19 protein-coding genes are annotated in these 19,654 nt (G+C 61.7%); 11 read left to right on the forward strand and 8 right to left on the reverse strand.

All coding sequences use genetic code 11. The features are described from left to right. Nucleotides 1–87 precede the first annotated feature (87 nt). The 5 genes from BXU06_RS12790 to BXU06_RS12810 all read right to left on the reverse strand — a co-directional run bounded on the left by BXU06_RS12790 (nt 88) and on the right by BXU06_RS12810 (nt 6,530). Nucleotides 88–2,973: a bifunctional diguanylate cyclase/phosphodiesterase gene (locus BXU06_RS12790; RefSeq protein ID WP_077300278.1), complete on the reverse strand. Its 2,886-nt coding sequence runs from the start codon at nt 2,971–2,973 to the stop codon at nt 88–90. Next, nucleotides 2,970–3,938, reverse strand: a complete 969-nt coding sequence (locus tag BXU06_RS12795; protein WP_077300281.1) for an ABC transporter substrate-binding protein — start codon at nt 3,936–3,938, stop codon at nt 2,970–2,972. The genes BXU06_RS12790 and BXU06_RS12795 overlap by 4 nt, the downstream gene beginning before the upstream one ends. Nucleotides 3,939–4,050: 112 nt before the next feature. Beyond that, nucleotides 4,051–4,662 (reverse strand): sulfite oxidase heme-binding subunit YedZ, encoded by a 612-nt coding sequence (locus BXU06_RS12800; protein WP_077300283.1) that lies wholly within the window; start codon nt 4,660–4,662, stop codon nt 4,051–4,053. After that, nucleotides 4,663–5,595 (reverse strand): protein-methionine-sulfoxide reductase catalytic subunit MsrP, encoded by a 933-nt coding sequence (gene msrP, locus BXU06_RS12805; RefSeq protein ID WP_150125199.1) that lies wholly within the window; start codon nt 5,593–5,595, stop codon nt 4,663–4,665. Between the two features lie 386 nt (nt 5,596–5,981). After that, on the reverse strand, nt 5,982–6,530 hold the full coding sequence (locus tag BXU06_RS12810; protein ID WP_077300286.1) for an NAD(P)H-dependent oxidoreductase: 549 nt from the start codon (nt 6,528–6,530) through the stop codon (nt 5,982–5,984). A 106-nt stretch (nt 6,531–6,636) separates the two neighbouring features. Between BXU06_RS12810 and BXU06_RS12815 the strand changes: the two genes are divergently transcribed. Then, nucleotides 6,637–7,542, forward strand: a complete 906-nt coding sequence (locus BXU06_RS12815; protein ID WP_077300289.1) for a LysR family transcriptional regulator — start codon at nt 6,637–6,639, stop codon at nt 7,540–7,542. A gap of 113 nt (nt 7,543–7,655) precedes the next feature. On the opposite strand, the gene BXU06_RS17740 is transcribed toward BXU06_RS12815, so the two are convergent. Then, nucleotides 7,656–7,859: a hypothetical protein gene (locus tag BXU06_RS17740; RefSeq protein ID WP_077300292.1), complete on the reverse strand. Its 204-nt coding sequence runs from the start codon at nt 7,857–7,859 to the stop codon at nt 7,656–7,658. A gap of 161 nt (nt 7,860–8,020) precedes the next feature. Beyond that, a complete protein-coding gene (locus BXU06_RS12825; protein ID WP_077297545.1) occupies nt 8,021–9,157 on the reverse strand; it encodes an ISAs1 family transposase in 1,137 nt (378 codons plus the stop codon). A gap of 263 nt (nt 9,158–9,420) precedes the next feature. Between BXU06_RS12825 and BXU06_RS12830 the strand changes: the two genes are divergently transcribed. Genes BXU06_RS12830 through bioD form a run of 3 tightly spaced genes read left to right on the forward strand, consistent with a single transcriptional unit; the run spans nt 9,421 to nt 12,857 of the window. Beyond that, nucleotides 9,421–11,721 (forward strand): ABC transporter ATP-binding protein, encoded by a 2,301-nt coding sequence (locus tag BXU06_RS12830; protein WP_077300295.1) that lies wholly within the window; start codon nt 9,421–9,423, stop codon nt 11,719–11,721. A gap of 45 nt (nt 11,722–11,766) precedes the next feature. Continuing rightward, nucleotides 11,767–12,234, forward strand: a complete 468-nt coding sequence (locus tag BXU06_RS12835; RefSeq protein WP_077300298.1) for a DUF1854 domain-containing protein — start codon at nt 11,767–11,769, stop codon at nt 12,232–12,234. Next, complete coding sequence (gene bioD, locus BXU06_RS12840) at nt 12,231–12,857, forward strand: dethiobiotin synthase (RefSeq protein ID WP_077300301.1); 627 nt, start codon at nt 12,231–12,233, stop codon at nt 12,855–12,857. Before BXU06_RS12835 ends, bioD begins: the two co-directional genes overlap by 4 nt. Before the next feature lie 16 nt (nt 12,858–12,873). Here bioD and BXU06_RS12845 read toward each other — a convergent pair whose 3' ends face one another. Next, the gene (locus BXU06_RS12845; protein WP_077300304.1) at nt 12,874–13,566 is read right to left on the reverse strand and encodes a lytic transglycosylase domain-containing protein; all 693 of its coding nucleotides are present in this window, start codon (nt 13,564–13,566) and stop codon (nt 12,874–12,876) included. Between the two features lie 182 nt (nt 13,567–13,748). Between BXU06_RS12845 and BXU06_RS12850 the strand changes: the two genes are divergently transcribed. The 7 genes from BXU06_RS12850 (at nt 13,749) to BXU06_RS12885 (ending at nt 19,336) form a co-directional block, all read left to right on the forward strand. Then, the gene (locus BXU06_RS12850; protein ID WP_077300307.1) at nt 13,749–14,162 is read left to right on the forward strand and encodes a YidB family protein; all 414 of its coding nucleotides are present in this window, start codon (nt 13,749–13,751) and stop codon (nt 14,160–14,162) included. 246 nt (nt 14,163–14,408) lie between these two features. Continuing rightward, complete coding sequence (gene rplU, locus BXU06_RS12855; protein WP_077300310.1) at nt 14,409–14,720, forward strand: 50S ribosomal protein L21; 312 nt, start codon at nt 14,409–14,411, stop codon at nt 14,718–14,720. Between the two features lie 15 nt (nt 14,721–14,735). Continuing rightward, a complete protein-coding gene (gene rpmA, locus BXU06_RS12860; protein WP_077300313.1) occupies nt 14,736–15,014 on the forward strand; it encodes a 50S ribosomal protein L27 in 279 nt (92 codons plus the stop codon). A gap of 141 nt (nt 15,015–15,155) precedes the next feature. Beyond that, entirely contained in the window at nt 15,156–16,295 is a 1,140-nt protein-coding gene (obgE, locus tag BXU06_RS12865) for a GTPase ObgE (RefSeq protein WP_077300316.1), read from the forward strand. Between the two features lie 253 nt (nt 16,296–16,548). Next, on the forward strand, nt 16,549–17,637 hold the full coding sequence (locus BXU06_RS12875) for an ABC transporter ATP-binding protein (RefSeq protein WP_077300322.1): 1,089 nt from the start codon (nt 16,549–16,551) through the stop codon (nt 17,635–17,637). Between the two features lie 3 nt (nt 17,638–17,640). Then, on the forward strand, nt 17,641–18,567 hold the full coding sequence (locus tag BXU06_RS12880; RefSeq protein ID WP_077300325.1) for an ABC transporter permease: 927 nt from the start codon (nt 17,641–17,643) through the stop codon (nt 18,565–18,567). Next, nucleotides 18,560–19,336, forward strand: a complete 777-nt coding sequence (locus tag BXU06_RS12885) for an ABC transporter permease (protein ID WP_077300328.1) — start codon at nt 18,560–18,562, stop codon at nt 19,334–19,336. The genes BXU06_RS12880 and BXU06_RS12885 overlap by 8 nt, the downstream gene beginning before the upstream one ends. The last annotated feature ends 318 nt before the right edge of the window (nt 19,337–19,654 follow it).

The raw sequence follows: 19,654 nt of genomic DNA on the forward strand, positions 1-19,654 counted from the left end.
GCGCAATGGTGAAGGCTTGGGGACAAGCAATAAGCGGGCCTTGTGCCGTGCTGCGGGCCACGCAACACGGGGGCAACCGGGATGGGATCAGACCGCCGTGGCCGCCAGTTGGCGCGGCTGGCGCGCCTGGGTGATGCGTTCGGTGACGGCGCTGATGTCGTATTCGCCCATCCAGCGTTCCAGCTCGGCACCGGGCATGGATTTGGCCAGCCACCAGCCCTGCACATAGGCGCAGCCCTTGGCGGCCAGGAAGGCAAACTGGGCGTCGGTTTCCACGCCTTCCGCCACCACCGACAGCCCCAGCGACTGGGCCATGGCCAGGATGGCTTCCACAATTGGCGCAGCGTGCGGGTCGGTTTCCAGGTCCTTGACAAACGAGCGGTCGATTTTCAGCTCGCCAATCGGCAGGTGGCGCAGATAGGACAGACTGGAATAGCCGGTGCCAAAGTCGTCGATCGACAGTTGTACGCCCAGTTCGTCGAACTCGCGCAGGGTGTCGAGCATGGCGTCGATGTTTTCCATCAGCGCGCTTTCGGTCAGCTCCAGCTCCAGGTAGGACGATTCCACCCCGGACTGAGCCAGCGCCTGATAGACGTCGTTGAACAGCCCGGTGTGGCGCAGCTGCAGCGCCGAGAGGTTGACCGCCACGGTCAGCAGCAGGCCACGGCTGTGCCAGTCGGCCATTTGCCGGCAGGCTTCTTGCAGCACCCACTGGCCAATCGGCTGGATCAGGCCGGTTTCTTCGGCCAGCGGAATGAACTTCACCGGAGAAATCCAGCCCAGCGTGGGGTGGCGCCAGCGCAGCAGGGCTTCCACCGCGCTGACCTGCTGGGTGTTGAGGTTGAGCTGTGGCTGGTATTCCAGCAGCAGGTCGCCGCGTTCAATGGCCTTGCGCAAGTCCTGTTCCAGCGCGTGGCGCTCTTCTTCGCCCTGCTGCATGTTCGGGTCGTAGCACAGCGCCCGGCTGCCGCCGGTGCGCTTGGCCTGGGTCATGGCCAGTTCGGCGTGCTTGAGCAGCAGCGAGGCGCTCAGGCCGTGTTCCGGGTAGCAGCTGACCCCCACCGAGGCGGCAATCGACAGGTCATACGGGCCTACCCGGTAGGGCTGGGTGAGCATGCCCACCATCATTTGTGCCAGTTGTTCGGCTTCATCGGCAGACACATCGGCGGTAAATACCATGAATTCATCCGCCGACTGGCGCGCCACCACGGCCAGATCGCCCATCACTTCGGTAATCCGCTCGGCCACCCGGCGCAGCAGGTCGTCGCCCACCTTGTGGCCCATCATGTCGTTGATCGGTTTGAAGCGGTCCAGGTCAACAAACATTACCGCCAGCCGCCCGCCGGGCAGGCAGCTGTCCAGCTGGCTTTCCAGCCGCTGCATAAAGGCAAAGCGGTTGGCCAGGCCGGTCAGCTCATCGTGCTCAGCCAGATAGCGCATGCGCTGCTCGGTGGCGATGCGCTCGCTGATATCAGAAAACAGCGCAATATAGTGGCTGATCTGGCCATCGTCGCCCAGCGCCGGCGCGCAGGACAGCCACACCGGAAAACTTTCGCCATTGCGTCGGGTCATCCAGTGCTCGCCCTGCCAGCGGCCTTCGCGTTGCAGGGCCGTCAGCAGCGCCGGGTTGCGCGGGTCGGTCTGGCGGTCCAGCGCCGGCAGCACCTGGCCAGCCAGGCTGAGCGTATCCCAGCCGGTTTGCTGGACAAACGCCGGGTTGACCATACACACGCGGAAATCCGGGTCGGTGACCAGAATGGCTTCCGAACTGCTGTCGTACACGGCAGCGGCCAGGCGTTGTTCCACCGCCGCCTGCTTGCGCTCGGACAGGTCGCGCACCAGGCACCAGCCGCCACGATGCACCCCCTGGCTGTCGGCCAGGCGCATGCACTTGGTGGCCACCGGCAGGCGTTCGCCGCTGGCGGTGAGCAGGTGCAGTTCAAATTCGTCGGTATAGCCACGGGCTTCCAGCTGTTCGCGCATTTGCCCCTGCCAGTCGGCCTGGCTGTCGGTGTCCAGGCGGATATGGAAGGGCTGGCCCAGCAGGGAGTCCTGGCTGACGCCGACCAGGCGGCGGAAGGTGGGGTTGGCGTCGATCACATCGCCCACGTCGTCGAGCAGCACAATCCCGTCCAGATTGGATTCGAACAGCGCCCGGTAGCGGGCGGAGGATTCGGTGATTTCAGCCTGCTGGGTGGCCAGTTCGCGCTGGTGGGTAGCCAGTTGGTCGGCCATATCGTCCACGGCATGGGCCACCTGGGCCAGTTCGTCACGCCCGGTCAGCCCCACCCGGCTGGTCAGATTGCCGTCGCGCATGCGGGCAATGCCGCCAATCAGGCGCTGGATGCGCCGGCCAAACGACAAGTGAAACAGCGCATAGATGGCAAAGGAAATGGCCGCAATTGCCAGCCAGTCAGCCAGCGCGCTGACCATTGAATCCCGCGCCGCCTGGGCCTTGGCCCGACGCAGGTCGTGTTGCAGCAGCAGGCCACCCATCTGGCTGGAGCGCAGTTCACCGGGATCTGGGGCAAACACCAGCCGGGTTTCGGCCACAATCATCTGCTGGTCGGCGCTGGACACAATCCGGCTGACGTCGGACTGGCGCACATAGGGCAGCATGGCCGGGTCCACACCCGGCACCTGCAGGTAGGCCATGCCCACCCATTCAAAGCGGTTGGCGGCACGCACCACGCCGCGCGGGTCCACCACCAGCAGCGCCAGCACATCGCTGTCGGCGCTGACCATCGACACCATGTGCTGGACCGCCGGCAGGTCGTCGGTCAGCAGGCTGTCGGCAATCAGGCCATGCAGTTGGTCAAGCTTTTGCGTGACGCGCTCTACCGCCTGCTGTTCAATCCGCGCCTTGCCCTGATAAAGATTGAGTCCCACCGTCAACGCCAACGTGCCGGTCAGCATGACCAGCAATGTCAGAGGCAGCGTCAGCCGCAAGGAAAACCGGTGGAACACATTCATCCTGCAAGTCCCTCGACAATACAACTATCCAGATGATTCATCGGCTGCAATGGTCGGTTGACCAGCCCCAGCTCGCGCATGGACAAGCCCAGATTGCCCATCACCGGGCCCAGCGCCAGGCTGGCCTGCCCCAACGCCAGCTGGTTTTGCTTCAAATCCTGCAGGCGCAACAGCCCCAGCGCCTGTTCCAGCGCGGCGGGCGAGATTTTTTGCCGCTGCACCATTGCCGCCATCGCCACCGGATCGCGCTGCTGGATCTGTTTGACGGCGGTAAACCAGGCTTGTCCCAGTGCCACCAGCGCTGGCGTGCGCCGTCGGGCGGTGTCCTCGCGGAACACCAGCACATCGACAATTTCGCCAGGCATCGCCCGGCTGTCAAACAACACCTGCCCGCCCTGTTCGCGCAAGCGCGCCAGCACCGGGTAAAAAGTGACCACCGCGTCCACCTGGCCACGGCTGAACGCCGCTTCGTGGGTGTCCAGCGGCAGCGGCACCATGTGCACATCGCGTGGCGACAGCCCCACCCGCTGCAGCGCCCGCCCCAGCAGATACGCGCCCACGCCAAAGCTTTCCACCCCGACCGAGCGGCCTTTCAGGTCGACCAGCTGACGGATATCAGGACGCGCCACCAGTGCATCTGCGCCGTTGGAGTAGTCGAGCACCAGCCCCACCCGCAGGCTGGGGTCGTGCTCGGCCAGGCTGATGGCTTCATCCAGGGTGACGGCGGCCAGATCAATCGAGCGGTTGCGAAACGCGCTGAGCACCTCGGCCCCCGACGCATACTCCACCAGCCGCACCGAGGGCGGCAGCTGGTTTTGCTTGCGCGCCACGTAAAACGGCTCAAACCCCAGCCAGATATTGGTGCCCAGCCGCAATGGCGCATCGGCCGCCGCGCCGCAGCCGGCGCACAACACGATCAGGCAGCACAGCGCCAGACGACACAGCAGGGAGGGCAGGACACGCATGAAGAAGGCATGATGACAGTAAGGTGAGGGGATTCTACTGGAGTCTTTGACAAAATTTCCAATATTTGAGACGAGCTTGTATTCCCTCTGACCAATTAAGCTGGTCTGGCAATCATTTGCGCTCAGGCGAATGCCAATGGAAAGCCGAATGCCATCGCCGCCATAGTCGCCAGCCCAGCAAAAGCGCCAGCGCGGCAGCGTAAATCAGCGGCTCGGTCAGGTCTTTTTTCACCAGCCACAGATCATGCAGCACGGCCAGCATGGCCGCCGGATACACCAGCCGGTGCAACAGCCCCCAGCGCCGCTTCAGCCGGCGCATCCAGCCATCGGTCGAGGTGATGGCCAGCGGCAGCAGCAAGACAAAACCGGCCATGCCCGCTGTGATGAATGGGCGCTTGAACACATCGCGGCCAATCTCGGCCCAGTCCAGCTGCTGGTCGAGCAGCAGGTAAATCAGCAAATGAATCAAGCCGTAAGCAAAGGCCAGCAAGCCCAGTGGCCGGCGCAAATGCCACAGTGCCGGCCAGCCGCTCAGCTGGCGCAGTGGGGTGATTGTCAGGGTCAGCAGCAGGCCGGTCAGCGCCCAGGTGCCGGTGCTGCGGGTGAGCAGTTCCACCGGATTCACCGCCTCGCCCAGCCGCCACAGCGCGCTGCCCAGCGGCAGCAGACCAATCAGCCAGGTCAGCGGGGTGGCCCAGCGCGGCCAGTGACGCAAGCCGGCCATTTAAAAATACTTCCGCAAATCCATGCCGCGATACAAGCCGGCCACCTGATCGGCGTAACCATTGAACATCAGCGTCTTGCGCTTGAGCAATTCGCCAATCCGCCGTTCGCTGGCCTGGCTCCAGCGCGGGTGATCCACCTCGGGATTCACATTGCTGAAAAAACCATACTCCTGCGGATTGGCCTGCATCCAGCTGGTCAGCGGGGCTTTTTCCACCAGCCGGATGGCCACAATCGACTTGATACTCTTAAACCCGTATTTCCACGGCACCACCAGACGCACTGGCGCGCCATTCTGCCGGGGCAATACCTCGCCATACAGGCCAAAGGTCAGCAAGCTGAGCGGATGCATCGCCTCGTCAATGCGCAGCCCCTCGCGGTACGGCCACGCCAGCACCGGCTGACGCTGCCCCGGCATCTGTTTGGGGTCGTGCAGAGTGACAAATTCGACAAACTTGCCCGCCGCCGTCGGCTGCACCTGCTTGAGCAAGGCCGCCAGCGGAAAGCCAATCCACGGAATCACCATCGACCAGCCTTCGACGCAGCGCAGCCGGTAGATCCGCTCCTCCATCGGTGCCAGCGCCATCAGCGCGTCCAGGTCGAAGGTGCGCGGCGTCTGCACCGCGCCTTCCACCCGCACCGTCCAGGGCCGGGTATTCAGGCTGCCAGCATTCGCCGCCGGGTCGGACTTGTCGGTGCCGAATTCGTAAAAATTGTTATAGCGGGTGATGTCCGACAGCTTGTTCATGGGCTCGCTGGTGGACAACGGGCTTTTTTGCGCGCTCAACGCGGCCTGCGCCGACTCAGCCAGCCACGGCAGCGTGGCCAGAGCCAGCCCAGCCTGCATGAAGCGGCGGCGGTCGCGGTAGACCTCGGGCGGGGTGATCTCGGAGGGATAGGGGGCGGAAGGGTCGGGGAGGCGGATGAGGGGCATGGTGAGGCTCCAGAGGCACGGCGGCGCGCCAGATCGTTGCAATGCCGTTCTGTCGTGCCAATCAGGAAAACCTTACGCACACGATTCGTGCGTAAGGATTGTGCGCTTGGAGTTCATCGTAGAAACAAGGTTCCAGACTGGGTCCATCCATCGGGTTGCTCTCAACGACAGCACAGCCTTCCGAGAGCCGCCAAGATCCATCGGCCTGTGCTTTGCGTATTTTTTCGGTGATGTCCTGAGGTTGACTGTTAATTTAGGGATACGCTGAACAAATCGTCATTCTCGCGAAGACTGGAATCCAAGATATTGATTTTGCTAGATTTTTATTTTGGCAAACACGATTTTTCTGAATAAATCAGCGCCTCCTTAGGTATTTGCGTGGTGATTTACCTGGGGGGTGTGGTGCGTTGCCAGAGCTCAAGATAGGCACGGTATTCCTCGCCCAGCGCATCCAGTTCTCCGGCATCCAGCTTGTTGGCGCGGTAGGTCAGGAAGGGAGGATGCCATGGCAGTTTGCAGCGGTAGGCCAGGGCTTCCAGTGGTTGCAGCAATGTTTCTAGGGCAAAGAAATTTTGCCCGCTGGAAGTGTAGGCCTGCGCGTGATTGCCTGCGGTGGCCGCTACCAGCAAAGGGGTGTTTTCCAGACGTAACCCGGTTTCAGGGTAAGACAGGTAGTACATGGTGGTAAATACATCGTCCACCCATTGCTTGAGCAATGCTGGCGGTGCATACCATTGCACGGGAAACTGTAAAACAATACGCTCGGCACTCAGCAGGCGGTCGATTTCTTCGGGCACGTCGATGGGGCAGTTGGCGTACAGACCGTACAAGTCGATTACTTCTACGTTTGGCATGCTTTGTGCTGCGCGGGCCATGGCAGCGTTGGCATGTGATTGGGCCAGGTTGGGATGAAAAAGCAGAATTTTTGTGTGCATCGGACAGACTCCAGTGGGGATAATGGGGGGTGAAGGGATGCCGGCATGGTGCGCGGTTTGACGTGATGAATCCAACAGATTGCATCCATGAGAGTATATTCACGCCATGAATCTTCGACGCATTGATTTGAACCTGTTGGTCATCCTCGACGCTTTGCTGGATGAGGCGCATGTCACGCGTGCAGCGCAACGTTTGCTGTTGTCGCAATCCGCCATGAGCAATGCGCTGGCGCGTTGCCGCGAGCTGTTTCACGATCCGCTGCTGGTTAAGGTGGGTGGTGGCATGAAGCTTACGGCCAAGGCGCAATCTTTGCGTTGGCCGTTAAAGCATGCGCTGGCAGGGTTGGATGCGGTGTTTGCGCCGGATCAACCAGCTTTGGCAAGCGTGCAGGCGAATGTGCGCATCGGCATGGCCGATGCGTTGCTGAATACGGTGGCAGCACCGATCCAGCTCGCACTACAGGTGGATGCACCGGGCATTGCGCTGGTTTATCTGCCGTGGAGCGGTGGCCGCGAGATGGTGCGTCAGTTGGTCAACGATGATTTGGATATTGCTGTCTCGGTCATGCCGCAGACCGATGCCAGCTTGCGTCGGCAGATGCTGGCGATGGAGCACTATCAGGTAGTGATGCGTTTGGGGCATCCGGCGGCGGCAGATTTTACGCTGGATGCGTGGCTGGCGCATCCGCATGTGGTGGTGTCTCCGCGCGGCACCCCTCGCGGGGCATTGGATGATGCACTGTTGCGGATTGGCCGCCAGCGCCGCATCGGTCTAGTACTGCCCAGCTTTGTGACGGCACTGCAGATTGTGGCACATACCGATTTGATAGCCATGGTACCCAGCCGTTGCCTGACGGATGATGACCACCAGTGCTTGGCCATTTTTGTCCCTCCGTTGTCGGTGGAAACATTTCCGCTGCATCTGGCCTGGCACTCGCGTAACGACGCTAATCTGGCGGTGCAGCATGTTTGCATGTTGCTGCGGAAGTGGATTGACGGCGCGGACGGTTGAGCGGCGCATGTCGCGCTGCTGTTGGCCGGTCGGCATCAGTTCGTATTTGTAGGCTTGAAGGCGTTGCATACTGGATATTTTATACAGTCCACCCCCATCGACGGCAAGGACGGCTACGTCGTCCGCGCTATCTTTCCCCGCCCTGAACGGCGGGGCTTGCCGCGCACCGGGTCAAAAAAGCCAATCAGCCCCGGCAGCCATGGTCGCACCGCATCGGTCAGTGGGCCGTAAAAACACAGATGGTGGATGACAATAGTCAGACAGGCGAACGCTTTCAGGGCGTCCACCAGTGGCATGGCGGTGGGGGTCTGGCGCATGGCGCGAACAATCTCCGAATCGCGGCCTGAACATCATGCACGGCAAACGCCCGGCCAGTAGGGCCGGGCAAGCGGTGGCAACAGGCCAAGGGGCGGGATGATATCGCTGCACCGCACAAAAAAGATAGCGCCATCGCACCCGGCAGGGCAATCGCATGAATTCACGCCCGCCCAAGTCCGAAGAGCTGCTCACGGTATTCATCCGACGTCGCCGCAATCAGTCGGCGCACCTTGATGCCCCCCTTGCGCGGAATCGGATCCAGCCGAATCAGATTCAGCGTGATGTGCTTGAGCACCGCCAGGTTGTGCGCGGCATGGCCCGTACGGGCACGCATCTGATCATCACCAAACACCACGTCCATGCACCAGTGCAGGCGGTTCTCAACTGACCAATGCGCCCTGATGGCATGCGCCAGGCGTTGTGCATCCGCTGCCAGACTGGTGAGGTAGTAGCGCTGCTCGCGGGTGGTTTTGCCTTTGACCAGACGCTCTGAATCCATCACCACAAAAGCATATAAATCAGGCCATTGCGTTGGTTTGTACAGACAATCCAGTTGGTCGAAGACGTAGCAGCGACGATGTTCAATACGTCCGTGATCCTTCTCTATCTGCTCATGAAAGCTGTGCGGGGTTTGTTCCGCCGGGGCAGATTGGAACTGTGTGAAGAAGTCGCGCATTGAGTCGGCGAGCGTAGGGTGGTTGTCCTTGACCGCCAGAACATAGTCAGCTTTCTTGTCGCGGATGGCCTGGGCAATGTTGGTTTGCGTGCCCATCGCGTCGATGGTCACGATGCAACCTTCCAGCGCCAGGGTATTGAGCAGCGTCGGGATGGCGGTTTTTTCATTGGATTTTTTTGCCGTTGCCGTTTGTCCCATCACCAGCCCGGCCCCGGCGGCAAAGGCGCTGACCAGATGCAGTGCGGTGGCGTCCACCTTGCCGGAGCGTCGGCTGGTTTTGCCGTCGATTGCCACCACATCCTGAGCAGCCAGAGCGGGCAGTATGCTGCGAACCCAGCGTTGAAAGGCAGACTCGAATTCTGTTGGATCAATCAGCCCGAACAGCCGCCCAAACGTGTCATGAGAGGGAATGCCGTGTTCCAGCTTGAGATAGCGACGAAACCATGTCAGTTTCTCGTTGGCCCAGGCTTCGATCTCGACGAAGGTGTCGGCACCGGCCAGTACGCCGTTGACGGCGACCACGAGCACTTCGACCAGATCGTGCCGTGTCTTGCGGGTTTGGCGAGGGTCGGTGATGGAGACAAACACATCCGCTAGCTGCAACTTGCCTTCTGTCTCCATGAGTCGCTCCCAAAAAGCGGGACGCTACACAAATCAGGGGCAGGTGAACAGTCTGGGGCGTCATGGCTTGTAGGCGTTAGGGCAATGGCATTCATGCGATTGCCCTGCTGGACCAGCTGTAGCGCTGATTTCAGTTATACTTCCACGTAAACCTGCATCGCGCCCACGCGCCGATGCCCTGTCGGCCCCGGGCGCTTCGTTCGGGGCCACGGCTTTTGGGTGTTGCGCCAGAAGCCAACTGAATTTGCGGATGCCGCCCGAACATGAACGCTAACACCCTTTCCCTGCCTGCTGGTCCCGAACTGCCAGACCGATGGCGTGCCCAGGCCAGCGCCCAGCTGGCACCGGGTGAAACCTTGCTGGGCTGGATGGAAGTCGATCTGAACACCCAGCTGCGCTTTACCGCCGGGGTGATCCTGCTTACCGACCGCCGCCTGCTCAGCCAGCCAGCGGAACAGGCGGCGTGGCACAGCTGGCCTTTGCATGCCGAGCTGCAATTGCATCACCACGATCACGCCGGGGTGGGCAGCCTGGAGCTGCAGGATGGCCACCAGCAGCTGGCGCTGTGGCGCTACACCCTGAATGTCAACGCCCAGGCGCTGCGCTTGCTGGCGCAGTGGGAGCGTCAGCTCAATCTGCTGCGCCATGGCGAGCCGGCCATGTTGGCCGAGGAAGAAGAACTCAGCTGCCCCAGCTGCCATAACCCGATGACGGCGGATCAGGACGAGTGCCCGGTGTGCGCCCGCGAACTGCACACCCCGCCCTCCACCTGGACTTTGCTGCGGCTGTGGCGCTTTGCCCGGCCCTACCGCTGGCAGCTGCTGGCCGGATTCCTGCTCACGCTGGCGTCCACCGCCGCCACCCTGGTGGCCCCGTATCTGACCATGCCGCTGATGGACAATGTGCTGATTCCATTCCAGAACGGCAAGCCAATTGACTGGTCGCTGGTCAGCCTGTATCTGGGCGGGCTGTTTGCCGCTGCCTTGCTGGCCTGGCTGCTGGGCTGGCTGCGCACCTACATTCTGGCGCTGGTGTCCGAACGGATTGGCCGCGACTTGCGCACCACCACCTACGAGCATTTGCTGAAATTGTCGCAGGAATACTTTGGCGGCAAGCGCACCGGCGACCTGATGGCGCGGATTGGCTCGGAAACCGACCGCATCAATGTGTTTCTGTCGCTGCACCTGCTGGATTTTGCCACCGACGTGCTGATGATCGTGATGACCTCGGCCATCCTGTTTTCCATCAACCACTGGCTGGCCATTGTCACCCTGCTGCCGCTGCCGTTCATCGCCTGGATGATCCACTATGTGCGTGACAAGCTGCGCACCGGCTTCGAGAAGGTAGACCGGGTGTGGGCAGAAGTCACCAATGTGCTAGCCGATACCATTCCCGGCATCCGCGTGGTCAAGGCATTTGCCCAGGAAAAACGTGAAGCCGAGCGTTTTCGGGAGGCCAACAAGCACAATCTGGCGATTAACGACCGGTTGAACAAAACCTGGTCGCTGTTCTCGCCCACTGTCACCCTGCTGACTGAAGTGGGCCTGCTGGTGGTGTGGGGCTTTGGCATCTGGCAGATTTCCAAGGGTGACATTACCGTCGGTGTGCTGACCGCGTTTCTGGCCTATATCAGCCGCTTTTACACCCGGCTGGACTCGATGAGCCGGATTGTCTCGGTCACGCAAAAAGCCGCTTCGGGGGCCAAGCGGATTTTTGACATTCTCGACCATGTGTCCAGCGTGCCGGAGCCGGCCAAGCCAGTGCATCTGCCGCAGCTGTCCGGGCGCATCGAACTGCGCGACGTGGGCTTTCGCTACGGCAATCGCGCGGTCACCCGTGGCGTCAGCCTGGATATCCAGCCGGGCGAGATGATTGGCCTGGTGGGCCATTCCGGCTCGGGCAAGAGCACGCTGGTGAACCTGATCTGCCGGTTTTACGACGTCTCGGAAGGCTCGATTCGGGTTGATGGCGTGGACATCCGCTCGCTGCCGGTGGCGGAATATCGCCGCCATATCGGCCTGGTGCTGCAAGAGCCGTTCCTGTTTTTTGGCACCATTGCCGAAAACATCGCCTACGGCAAACCCAACGCCAGCCGGGCAGAAATCATCGCCGCTGCCCGCGCCGCGCACGCGCACGAGTTCATCCTGCGCCTGCCGCATGGCTACGATTCGCTGGTGGGCGAGCGCGGTCAGGCGCTGTCTGGTGGCGAGCGCCAGCGTATTTCGATTGCCCGCGCGCTGCTGATCAACCCGCGCATCCTGATTCTGGACGAGGCGACGTCTTCGGTGGATTCCACCACAGAAAAAGAAATTCAGAAGGCGCTGGACAATCTGGTCAAGGGCCGCACCACCATTGCCATTGCCCACCGCCTGTCTACCCTGCGCAAAGCCGACCGGCTGGTGGTGCTCGACCGTGGCCGCGTGGTGGAAGAAGGCAGTCACGACGCGCTGATGGCGCGCCAGGGGGCCTACTGGCAGTTGTACCAGGCGCAGGCGCGCCAGGCCGAGGCCGACCGTGCCGAGGCCGAAGCCGAGTGGGCCGGCGACAGCCCGGCCAGCGCCTGACGTCAGGCAAGCCCGAAACAGTCGTTATCCCCAGCGAGGTTTGGTATGCATCCCCCTGATTTCACCCTGCAGCGCAACGCCTTTGGCCAATTGGTGCTCAGCCGCGATGGCAGCGACCACACCGGCGTGACCGTGGTGCGCGCCTTTCCGATTGGCGCGCCGGACGATGGCCTGTCGCTGGTCAGCCCGGATGGCCACGAGCTAGCCTGGATCGACCATATCGACCAATTGCCGCCGGCCATGCGCCCGCTGATTAGCGAAGCGCTGGCCAGCCGCGAATTCATGCCAGTGATCCAGCGCATTCGCAGCGTCAGCAGCTTTGCCACCCCCAGCACCTGGACCGTGGATACCGACCGGGGTGCCACCCAGCTGGTGCTCAAGGGCGAAGACGACATCCGCCGGATGACCGCGCCCGCGCTATTGATCAGCGACAGCCACGGCATTCACTACCTGATTCGCGACCCCGGCCTGCTGGACAAGGCCAGCCGCAAACTGCTGGACCGCTTTTTATGAGCCATGCCTACTTCATTACCGGCACCGACACCGAAATCGGCAAGACCCATAGCGCGGTGCGGCTGATTGAGCACTGGCGCAGCCAGGGCTTGCGGGTAGCGGCAATGAAGCCGGTGGCGTCGGGTTGCAGCGTCGGTGCCGATGGCCAGCTGGTGAACGACGACGTCGAGCGGCTGATTGCCGCCAGCGGCCAGACCGACCGCGACGCGATGAACCCCTACCGCTTTGCCCCGCCGATTTCGCCGCATCTGGCGGCGCGCCAGGCCGGCGTGGACATCGACCTTGACCTGCTGCGCCAACGCTTTGCCGCCCTGCAGGCCGATGCCGATATGGTGCTGGTGGAAGGGGCGGGCGGCTGGTATGCGCCGCTGACCGACACGCTGAGCATGGCCGACCTGGCCTGTGCGCTGGAGATTCCGGTGGTGCTGGTGGTGGGGTTGCGTCTGGGCTGCATCAACCACGCCCGGCTGACCGCCCAGGCCATTCGCGCCAGCGGCGCGCCGCTGGCCGGCTGGATTGCCAACCAGCCGGTGGCGGATGTGGCGTGTCGTGACGAGGTGATGGCCACGCTCAAGCGCACGCTGGACGCGCCGCTGTGGCGGGAAATCGGTTTTGGCGGCTGAATTGGCCGGCGCGGGGTTAATCCACTTCCGGCAGCAAGGCCGGTAGAGCAGGCATGGCCAGCTGCGCCGCCAGCACCTTGCTGCGCAAGCGGCCATCCGCCAGCACCCGGCCACCCTGGCGCAGGTACAACGCCCGCACGGCCTTCACATACTGTTCGGTTTCTTCATACGGCGGAATCTTGCCCAGCCGCTGCACCACGCCCTCTCCGGCGTTATATGCCGCCAGCGCCAGATCCAGCTGGTGGTTGAACAAGCCCAGCAAAAAACTCAGATAGCGCGCGCCGGCCTCCAGATTGCGCCGGGGTTCGCTTACCGCGTCGCCGCTGACGCCAAAACGGGCGGCAGTGTCCGGCATCAGCTGCATCAATCCCTGCGCGCCCTTGGGCGAGGTGGCGCTGACGTGGTAGCCGGATTCCACGGTAATCAGCGCATGCAGCAGCGCCGGCTCCAGCTGGTGGCGACGGGCGGTGCTGTCAATCAGCGGGCCCAGCGTGCTCATCGCCCGGGTGTCCCGCCCGGCCAGATAGTGGCTGACATCCACTGCCGGCCCGGTTTGCGCCGTGGGCAAGCTGCCGCGCTTGAACAGCCGATAACGCTCGTCCAGCGCCTTCGGGGCCAGATGCGCCATACCCTGTTCGTCGATGAAGCCATACACATCCGCCCAGACCGGCGCACACCACGCCGCGCACAGCCAGACCATTCCGATCATGAACCTTGGCAAAAAATTCTCCTCTATGGTGATGCAAGTGAGAGACAGGCTGTCACACAAACCCACATGCGAAACGGCGGCCAAACGGGTTATGCTGTGATGGTCGCACTCACCAATGTCTGACCCCGGCCAGCCGCCAGGGTTCAGCATTTTACTCAAGCACATGCAAGGGAGTTTCAACCATGGGATTGCTGGACCAGATTACCGATGCCATCAGCGGTGGCGCACAACAGGTGCAAGACACACTGGGCAATGCCAGCGGCGCGCTGGGCAGCCTGCTGGAAAACACCGGCGGCCTGAGCGGGCTGGTGGACAAATTCAACCAGGCTGGGCTGGGTGAAACCGTGCAAAGCTGGATTGGTCAGGGCGAAAACCTGCCTGTCAGCCTGGAGCAAATCCAGTCGGTGCTTGGCCCGGATACCCTGAATGCGCTGGCCGAACGCGTCGGCATCGACCCGGCCCAGGCCGCCAGCTGGCTGTCGGACAATCTGCCGGAATGGGTGAACCAGCTGACCCCGGATGGCCAGTTGCCGGATGTGGGCGGTCTGCTCGATCAGGGTGTGGCGGCGGTGAAGGGCTTGTTTGACCGCTTTTGAGTGGGACGGTGGGCGCAGCTGTTTGCGCTGACGGTGCTGACGGCGGCCCGGTTGAGCCGGGCCGTCAGGCCAGCGCATAGCTGTGCCATGCGCCGCGCTGCACACAGCGCTTCTGTGGCCCATCATCAGGCCAATACTTCAGCCAATACTCCAGAAAAACTTGCCGCCATCCGGATGCTTGCGTATCATGCTCAGTTCCCCGCGAAAATGTCCGTGGGGCGAGCGAATTTTTTAGGAGCTTAACGAATGTATGCGGTCGTAAAAACCGGTGGCAAGCAGTATCGCGTTGTCATTGGCGAAAAACTTAAAGTAGAACAGATACCTGCAGACATCGACAGCCAAATCGTCCTGGATCAGGTACTGATGGTTGCAGATGGTGATCAGGTGGCAGTGGGCACCCCGCTGGTGGCTGGCGCTACCGTGACGGCGACTGTCGTGTCGCATGGTCGTGGCGAAAAGATCCGCATCTTCAAGATGCGCCGTCGTAAGCACTACCAAAAACACCAGGGCCATCGTCAGAACTACACCGAAATCCGCATCGACGCGATTTCGAAGTAATCCGGGAGAATCCTCATGGCACACAAAAAAGCAGGCGGTAGCTCGCGTAACGGTCGTGATTCCGAATCGAAGCGCCTGGGCACCAAAGTTTACGGCGGCGAGCTGATCCCCGCTGGCAGCATCATCATCCGTCAGCGTGGCACCCGTTTCCACGCCGGTGACAACGTTGGCATGGGCAAGGATCACACCCTGTTCGCCAAGGTGGATGGTTATGTGAAGTTTGAGGTCAAGGGCGCTGCCAAGCGCAAGACCGTGGTTGTTCTGCCGTACACCGGCGAAGCCGAAGCCGCGTAATTTTTACGCTGTCTTTCGCGTGAATCAGAGCCCTATCCTGTGATAGGGCTCTTTTTGTTGCGGTGCAGCCGTGAACCATGAAGCGCCACCGGCTGCGACGCTTCATGCCTCACCGTTGCCCGCCCCCAAGGAGTGCAAGACATGAAATTTATCGACGAAGCCCGGATTGAAGTCTCCGGCGGCAAGGGCGGCAATGGTTCGGCCAGCATGCGCCGGGAAAAATTTGTCCCGCGCGGCGGGCCGGATGGCGGTGACGGTGGGCGTGGCGGCAATGTGATTGCCGTGGCGGACAAGGACATCAACACCCTGGTGGACTACCGCTTTGTGAAAAAATACATCGCCCGCAATGGCGAAAACGGTCGCGGTGCGGATTGCTATGGCAAGGGCGCTGACGATATTTTCCTGCGCATGCCGGTGGGCACGCTGATTACCGATTCGCAAACCGGCGAAGTGGTGGCCGACCTGACCACCGACGGCGTGCAGGTGATTATTGCCCGTGGCGGCAAGGGCGGGCTGGGCAATATTCATTTCAAAAGCTCGGTCAACCGCGCCCCGCGCCAGTTTACCCACGGTGAACCGGGCGAATTGCGCGAGCTGAAGCTGGAGCTCAAGGTGCTGGCCGACATCGGCCTGTTGGGCATGCCCAACGCCGGCAAGTCCACCTTTATCCGCTCGGTGTCCGCCGCGCGGCCCAAGGTGGCGGATTACCCGTTCACCACCCTGCACCCCAATCTGGGCGTGGTGCGCATCGACGAAAACCGCAGCTTTGTGATTGCTGACATCCCCGGCCTGATTGAAGGCGCAGCGGATGGCGCGGGCCTGGGACATCGTTTTCTCAAGCATTTGCAGCGCACCGGCCTGTTGCTGCACATTGTCGATCTGGCCCCGTTCGACCCGGACACCGACCCGGTGGCCGAGGCGCGCGCGATTGTGGAAGAGCTGCGCAAGTACGACGAATCGCTGTACAACAAGCCGCGCTGGCTGGTGCTGAACAAACTGGACATGGTGGACGACGACGAGCGCGCCGAACGGGTGCAACAGTTCCTGGCTGACTACGGCTGGCAGGAAAACCCTGATCCCTACGCCGACTTTAATCCGATGGCGCCACGTCACTTCGTGATTTCAGCGCTGACCGGCGAAGGCACCCGCGAGCTGACCTACGCGGTGATGGATTATCTGGAAACCGTGCGCCAGCGCGCCGAGCAGGACCGTCTGGCCGCTGCGGCGGCTGCGCGACCAGGTGAGCTGATTACACCGGTGGCCCCGCCGCCGGCAGAATAAGCTGGTGCGGTGTTGCGCCGCTGGAGGTACATGGGGGGTCAACGCCCGCTGATTCAGGCTGCCTGCGGGCAGCCTGAATGCATGATGGCCCAGCGCTTGCTTGGGTTTTTGCGCAAACAGTCAGCCGTCCGGCATGACGGGGCGGCGGTTTTGCGGCACTATGTGATGTTCGTGGATTCGCCCACTGGCAAACAGCGTGGGCGACAGGTTTAATCCTTACAATGGCGTCCGGCGGACCCCGGACGAAAACTCCATGGCGCTTCTTGAAATTCGTAATGTGGTCAAGCAGTTCGCTGACTTTACCGCAGTGAATCATGTCAGCCTGTCGGTGGAAGCCGGCGAGTTCTTCACCCTGCTCGGGCCGTCCGGCTGCGGCAAGACCACCCTGCTGCGCATGCTGGCTGGCTTTGAACAGCCCGACAGTGGCGAAATCCTGCTCGATGGCAAGGATGTGTCCACTGTGCCGCCGGAAAAGCGCCCGGTGCATACGGTATTCCAAAGCTACGCGCTGTTTCCGCACATGACCGTGCGCGAAAACATCGCCTTCCCGCTGAAAATGGCCGGCTGGGCCGCCGACAAAATCGCCCCGCAAGTGGACGAATTGCTGGAAGACGTGCGGTTGGGCAAATTCGGCCAGCGTTACCCGCACGAGCTGTCCGGCGGCCAGCGCCAGCGGGTGGCGATTGCCCGTGCCCTGGTGGATCGTCCGCGTTTGTTGCTGCTGGACGAGCCGCTGTCGGCGCTGGATGCCAAGCTGCGCGAAGAAATGCAGATCGAGCTGATCAATCTGCAAAAGGAAGTTGGCATCACTTTTGTCTACGTGACCCACGACCAGGCCGAGGCGCTGGCGCTGTCGCACCGGATTGCGGTGATGAGCGCGGGTCAGGTGGAGCAGCTGGACAAGCCGGAAACCATCTACAGCTACCCGCGCAACCGCTTTGTGGCGGACTTCATCGGCCAGTGCAATGTGCTGGACAGTGAAGTGAAGGCCATTCATGGTGATGGCAGCATGACCATCGCCATCAAGGGCTGTGGAGAAATGAAGGCGCTGGCGCGCGACGGGGTGACGGTGGGGCAGCAGGGCTGGCTGGCGCTGCGCCCGGAAAAAATCAAGCTCGACCGCGAACTGCCGGAACTGCCCAACGAAGCCTACTTCAAGGGCCGGGTGCATGACTGTCTGTACATGGGCGACGTGACGCTATACATCGTCGAAGTAGGCGAGGGTGTGCGCATCGAGGCCATGCTGCCCAATTCGGCCCCCGGCCTGGCCAAGCTGTTTGACGACAATGACCCGGTTGAAATCGCCTGGCGGTTTGACGCCGGCAGCTTCCTGACGGAGTAAGCCATGCACGATCGTTTGGGAAAATGGCTGCTGTCGTGGCCGCCGCTGGTGTATTTGCTGGTGTTCTTCCTGATTCCGTCGCTGATCATGATGTTCGCCGCGTTCCGCTATCCGGGCGACTACGGCGGGCTGATGCCGCTGACCTCGGAAGACCCGGCCACCGGCAAGCTGGTGGTGGACGTTACCCTGGCCACGCTGGGGGACTATCTGACGCTGGAAAGCTTTGCCCGGCTGGTGGATGAACCGCTGTATATCGAGCTGTTTATTAAATCACTGTGGTATGCCACGCTGACCACGCTGATCTGCATCGCCATGGGCTACCCGCTGGCCTGGCTGATTGCCCGCAGCCCGAAAAAATTCCGCGACCTGCTGCTGCTGCTGGTGATTCTGCCGTTCTGGTCGAACTTTCTGATCCGGATTTATGCCTGGATGATTCTGCTCGGCCCGCAATCGGCGCTGACCAAGGTGGTCAATCTGGTGGTCACCGCCTTTGGCCACGAACCGGTCAGCCTGCTGTTCACCCCGTTTGCGGTGATTGTCTGTCTGGTCTACGTGCATCTGCCATTCATGGTGCTGCCGCTGTACGCCAATCTGGAAAAACACGACCTGGCCCTGCTGGATGCCGCCCAGGATCTGGGTGCCACTGCCTGGCAGCGCTTCTGGAAGATCACCTGGCCTTTGTCGCTGCCCGGCGTATATGCCGGTGCCGCGCTGGTGTTCATCCCGGCGCTGGGCATGTTTGCCGTGCCGGACATCATCGGCGGCACCGAAGGCATCATGATCGGCAACCTGATCAAGCAGCAATTCCTGGAAACCCGTGACTGGCCGTTTGGTGCCGTGCTGTCGATCATGCTGACCGGCGGCGTGCTGCTGATGGCGGCGCTGGCGGCGGCGGTGAGCCGGGGCAAGAAAAAGGTGAAGCATGGCTAAACGACACTCCTGGTGGCTGTGGGGCGCAGCCGCGCTGGCCTATCTGTTTCTGTACCTGCCGCTGGTGATTGTGGTGGTGTATTCGTTCAACGATTCCAAGCTTAACGCCGAATGGGTGGGGTTTACCTTCAGCTGGTACGACAAGCTGTTTCATAATCGGGAAATGCTGACCGCCGCAGGCAATTCGATGGTGATTGGCGTGGTGTCTGCCGTGGTGGCCACCTTCTTTGGCACCCTGGCCGGCATGGCCATGCACCGCTACAAGCTGCGCCTGCTGCCGTTTCTGGTGCTCACGCCGATTGCCATCCCGGAAATCCTGATGGGGGTGAGCCTGCTGATTTTCTTTGTGCTGCTGAATGTCACCCTGGGCATGACCTCGATCATCCTGGCGCATGTGGCGTTTTGCATCGGCTTTGTGGCAATTGTGGTGCGCGCGCGCATGCAGGGCATGGACAACAGCCTGGTGGAAGCCGCTCGCGATCTGGGGGCCACGCCGTGGCTGGCGTTCCGTCTGGTGACGCTGCCGCAGATCATGCCGGGGATTCTGGCGGGCGGGCTGATGGCGTTTACCCTGTCGATTGATGATTTTGTGATTACTTTCTTTACTGCCGGGGTGGGCTCGTCCACCTTGCCGCTGCAGATTTATTCGATGATCAAGATTGCTGTGACGCCGGAGGTGAATGCGATTTCGACGCTGTTGATGGTGTTGACCTTGTGCTTGATTGTGCTGGCGTCGAAACTGTCGCCGGGGGCGTTGCGGGCGGAGTAGCGCGGCGTGGGTAACCGGCAGCGCTTTGCCTGAACATGAGAAACGCTGGAGAAAATCGTCGTCCCCGCGTGGGCGGGGACCCAGGCAAGGTACTACGGCGTGCTGACGGTAAAATTACCCTGGCCGCTGTTTGTTGAGTATTCACCCGTCCCACGCTGTGGTGAGTTTCTGGATTCCCGCCTTCGCGGGAATGACGGGGTGGGATGCGATGGGCGGTGGATTGAATTGCGGGGAATGACGTATCTCAGGCCGTGGCATTTCGCCTGGTGGCAGTCAGGTAACGGTCGCGCGTCTCCGTCTGGTTTTTCACCCTCTGTC

It is taken from the genome of Aquaspirillum sp. LM1, assembly GCF_002002905.1.
GTDB lineage: Bacteria > Pseudomonadota > Gammaproteobacteria > Burkholderiales > Aquaspirillaceae > Rivihabitans.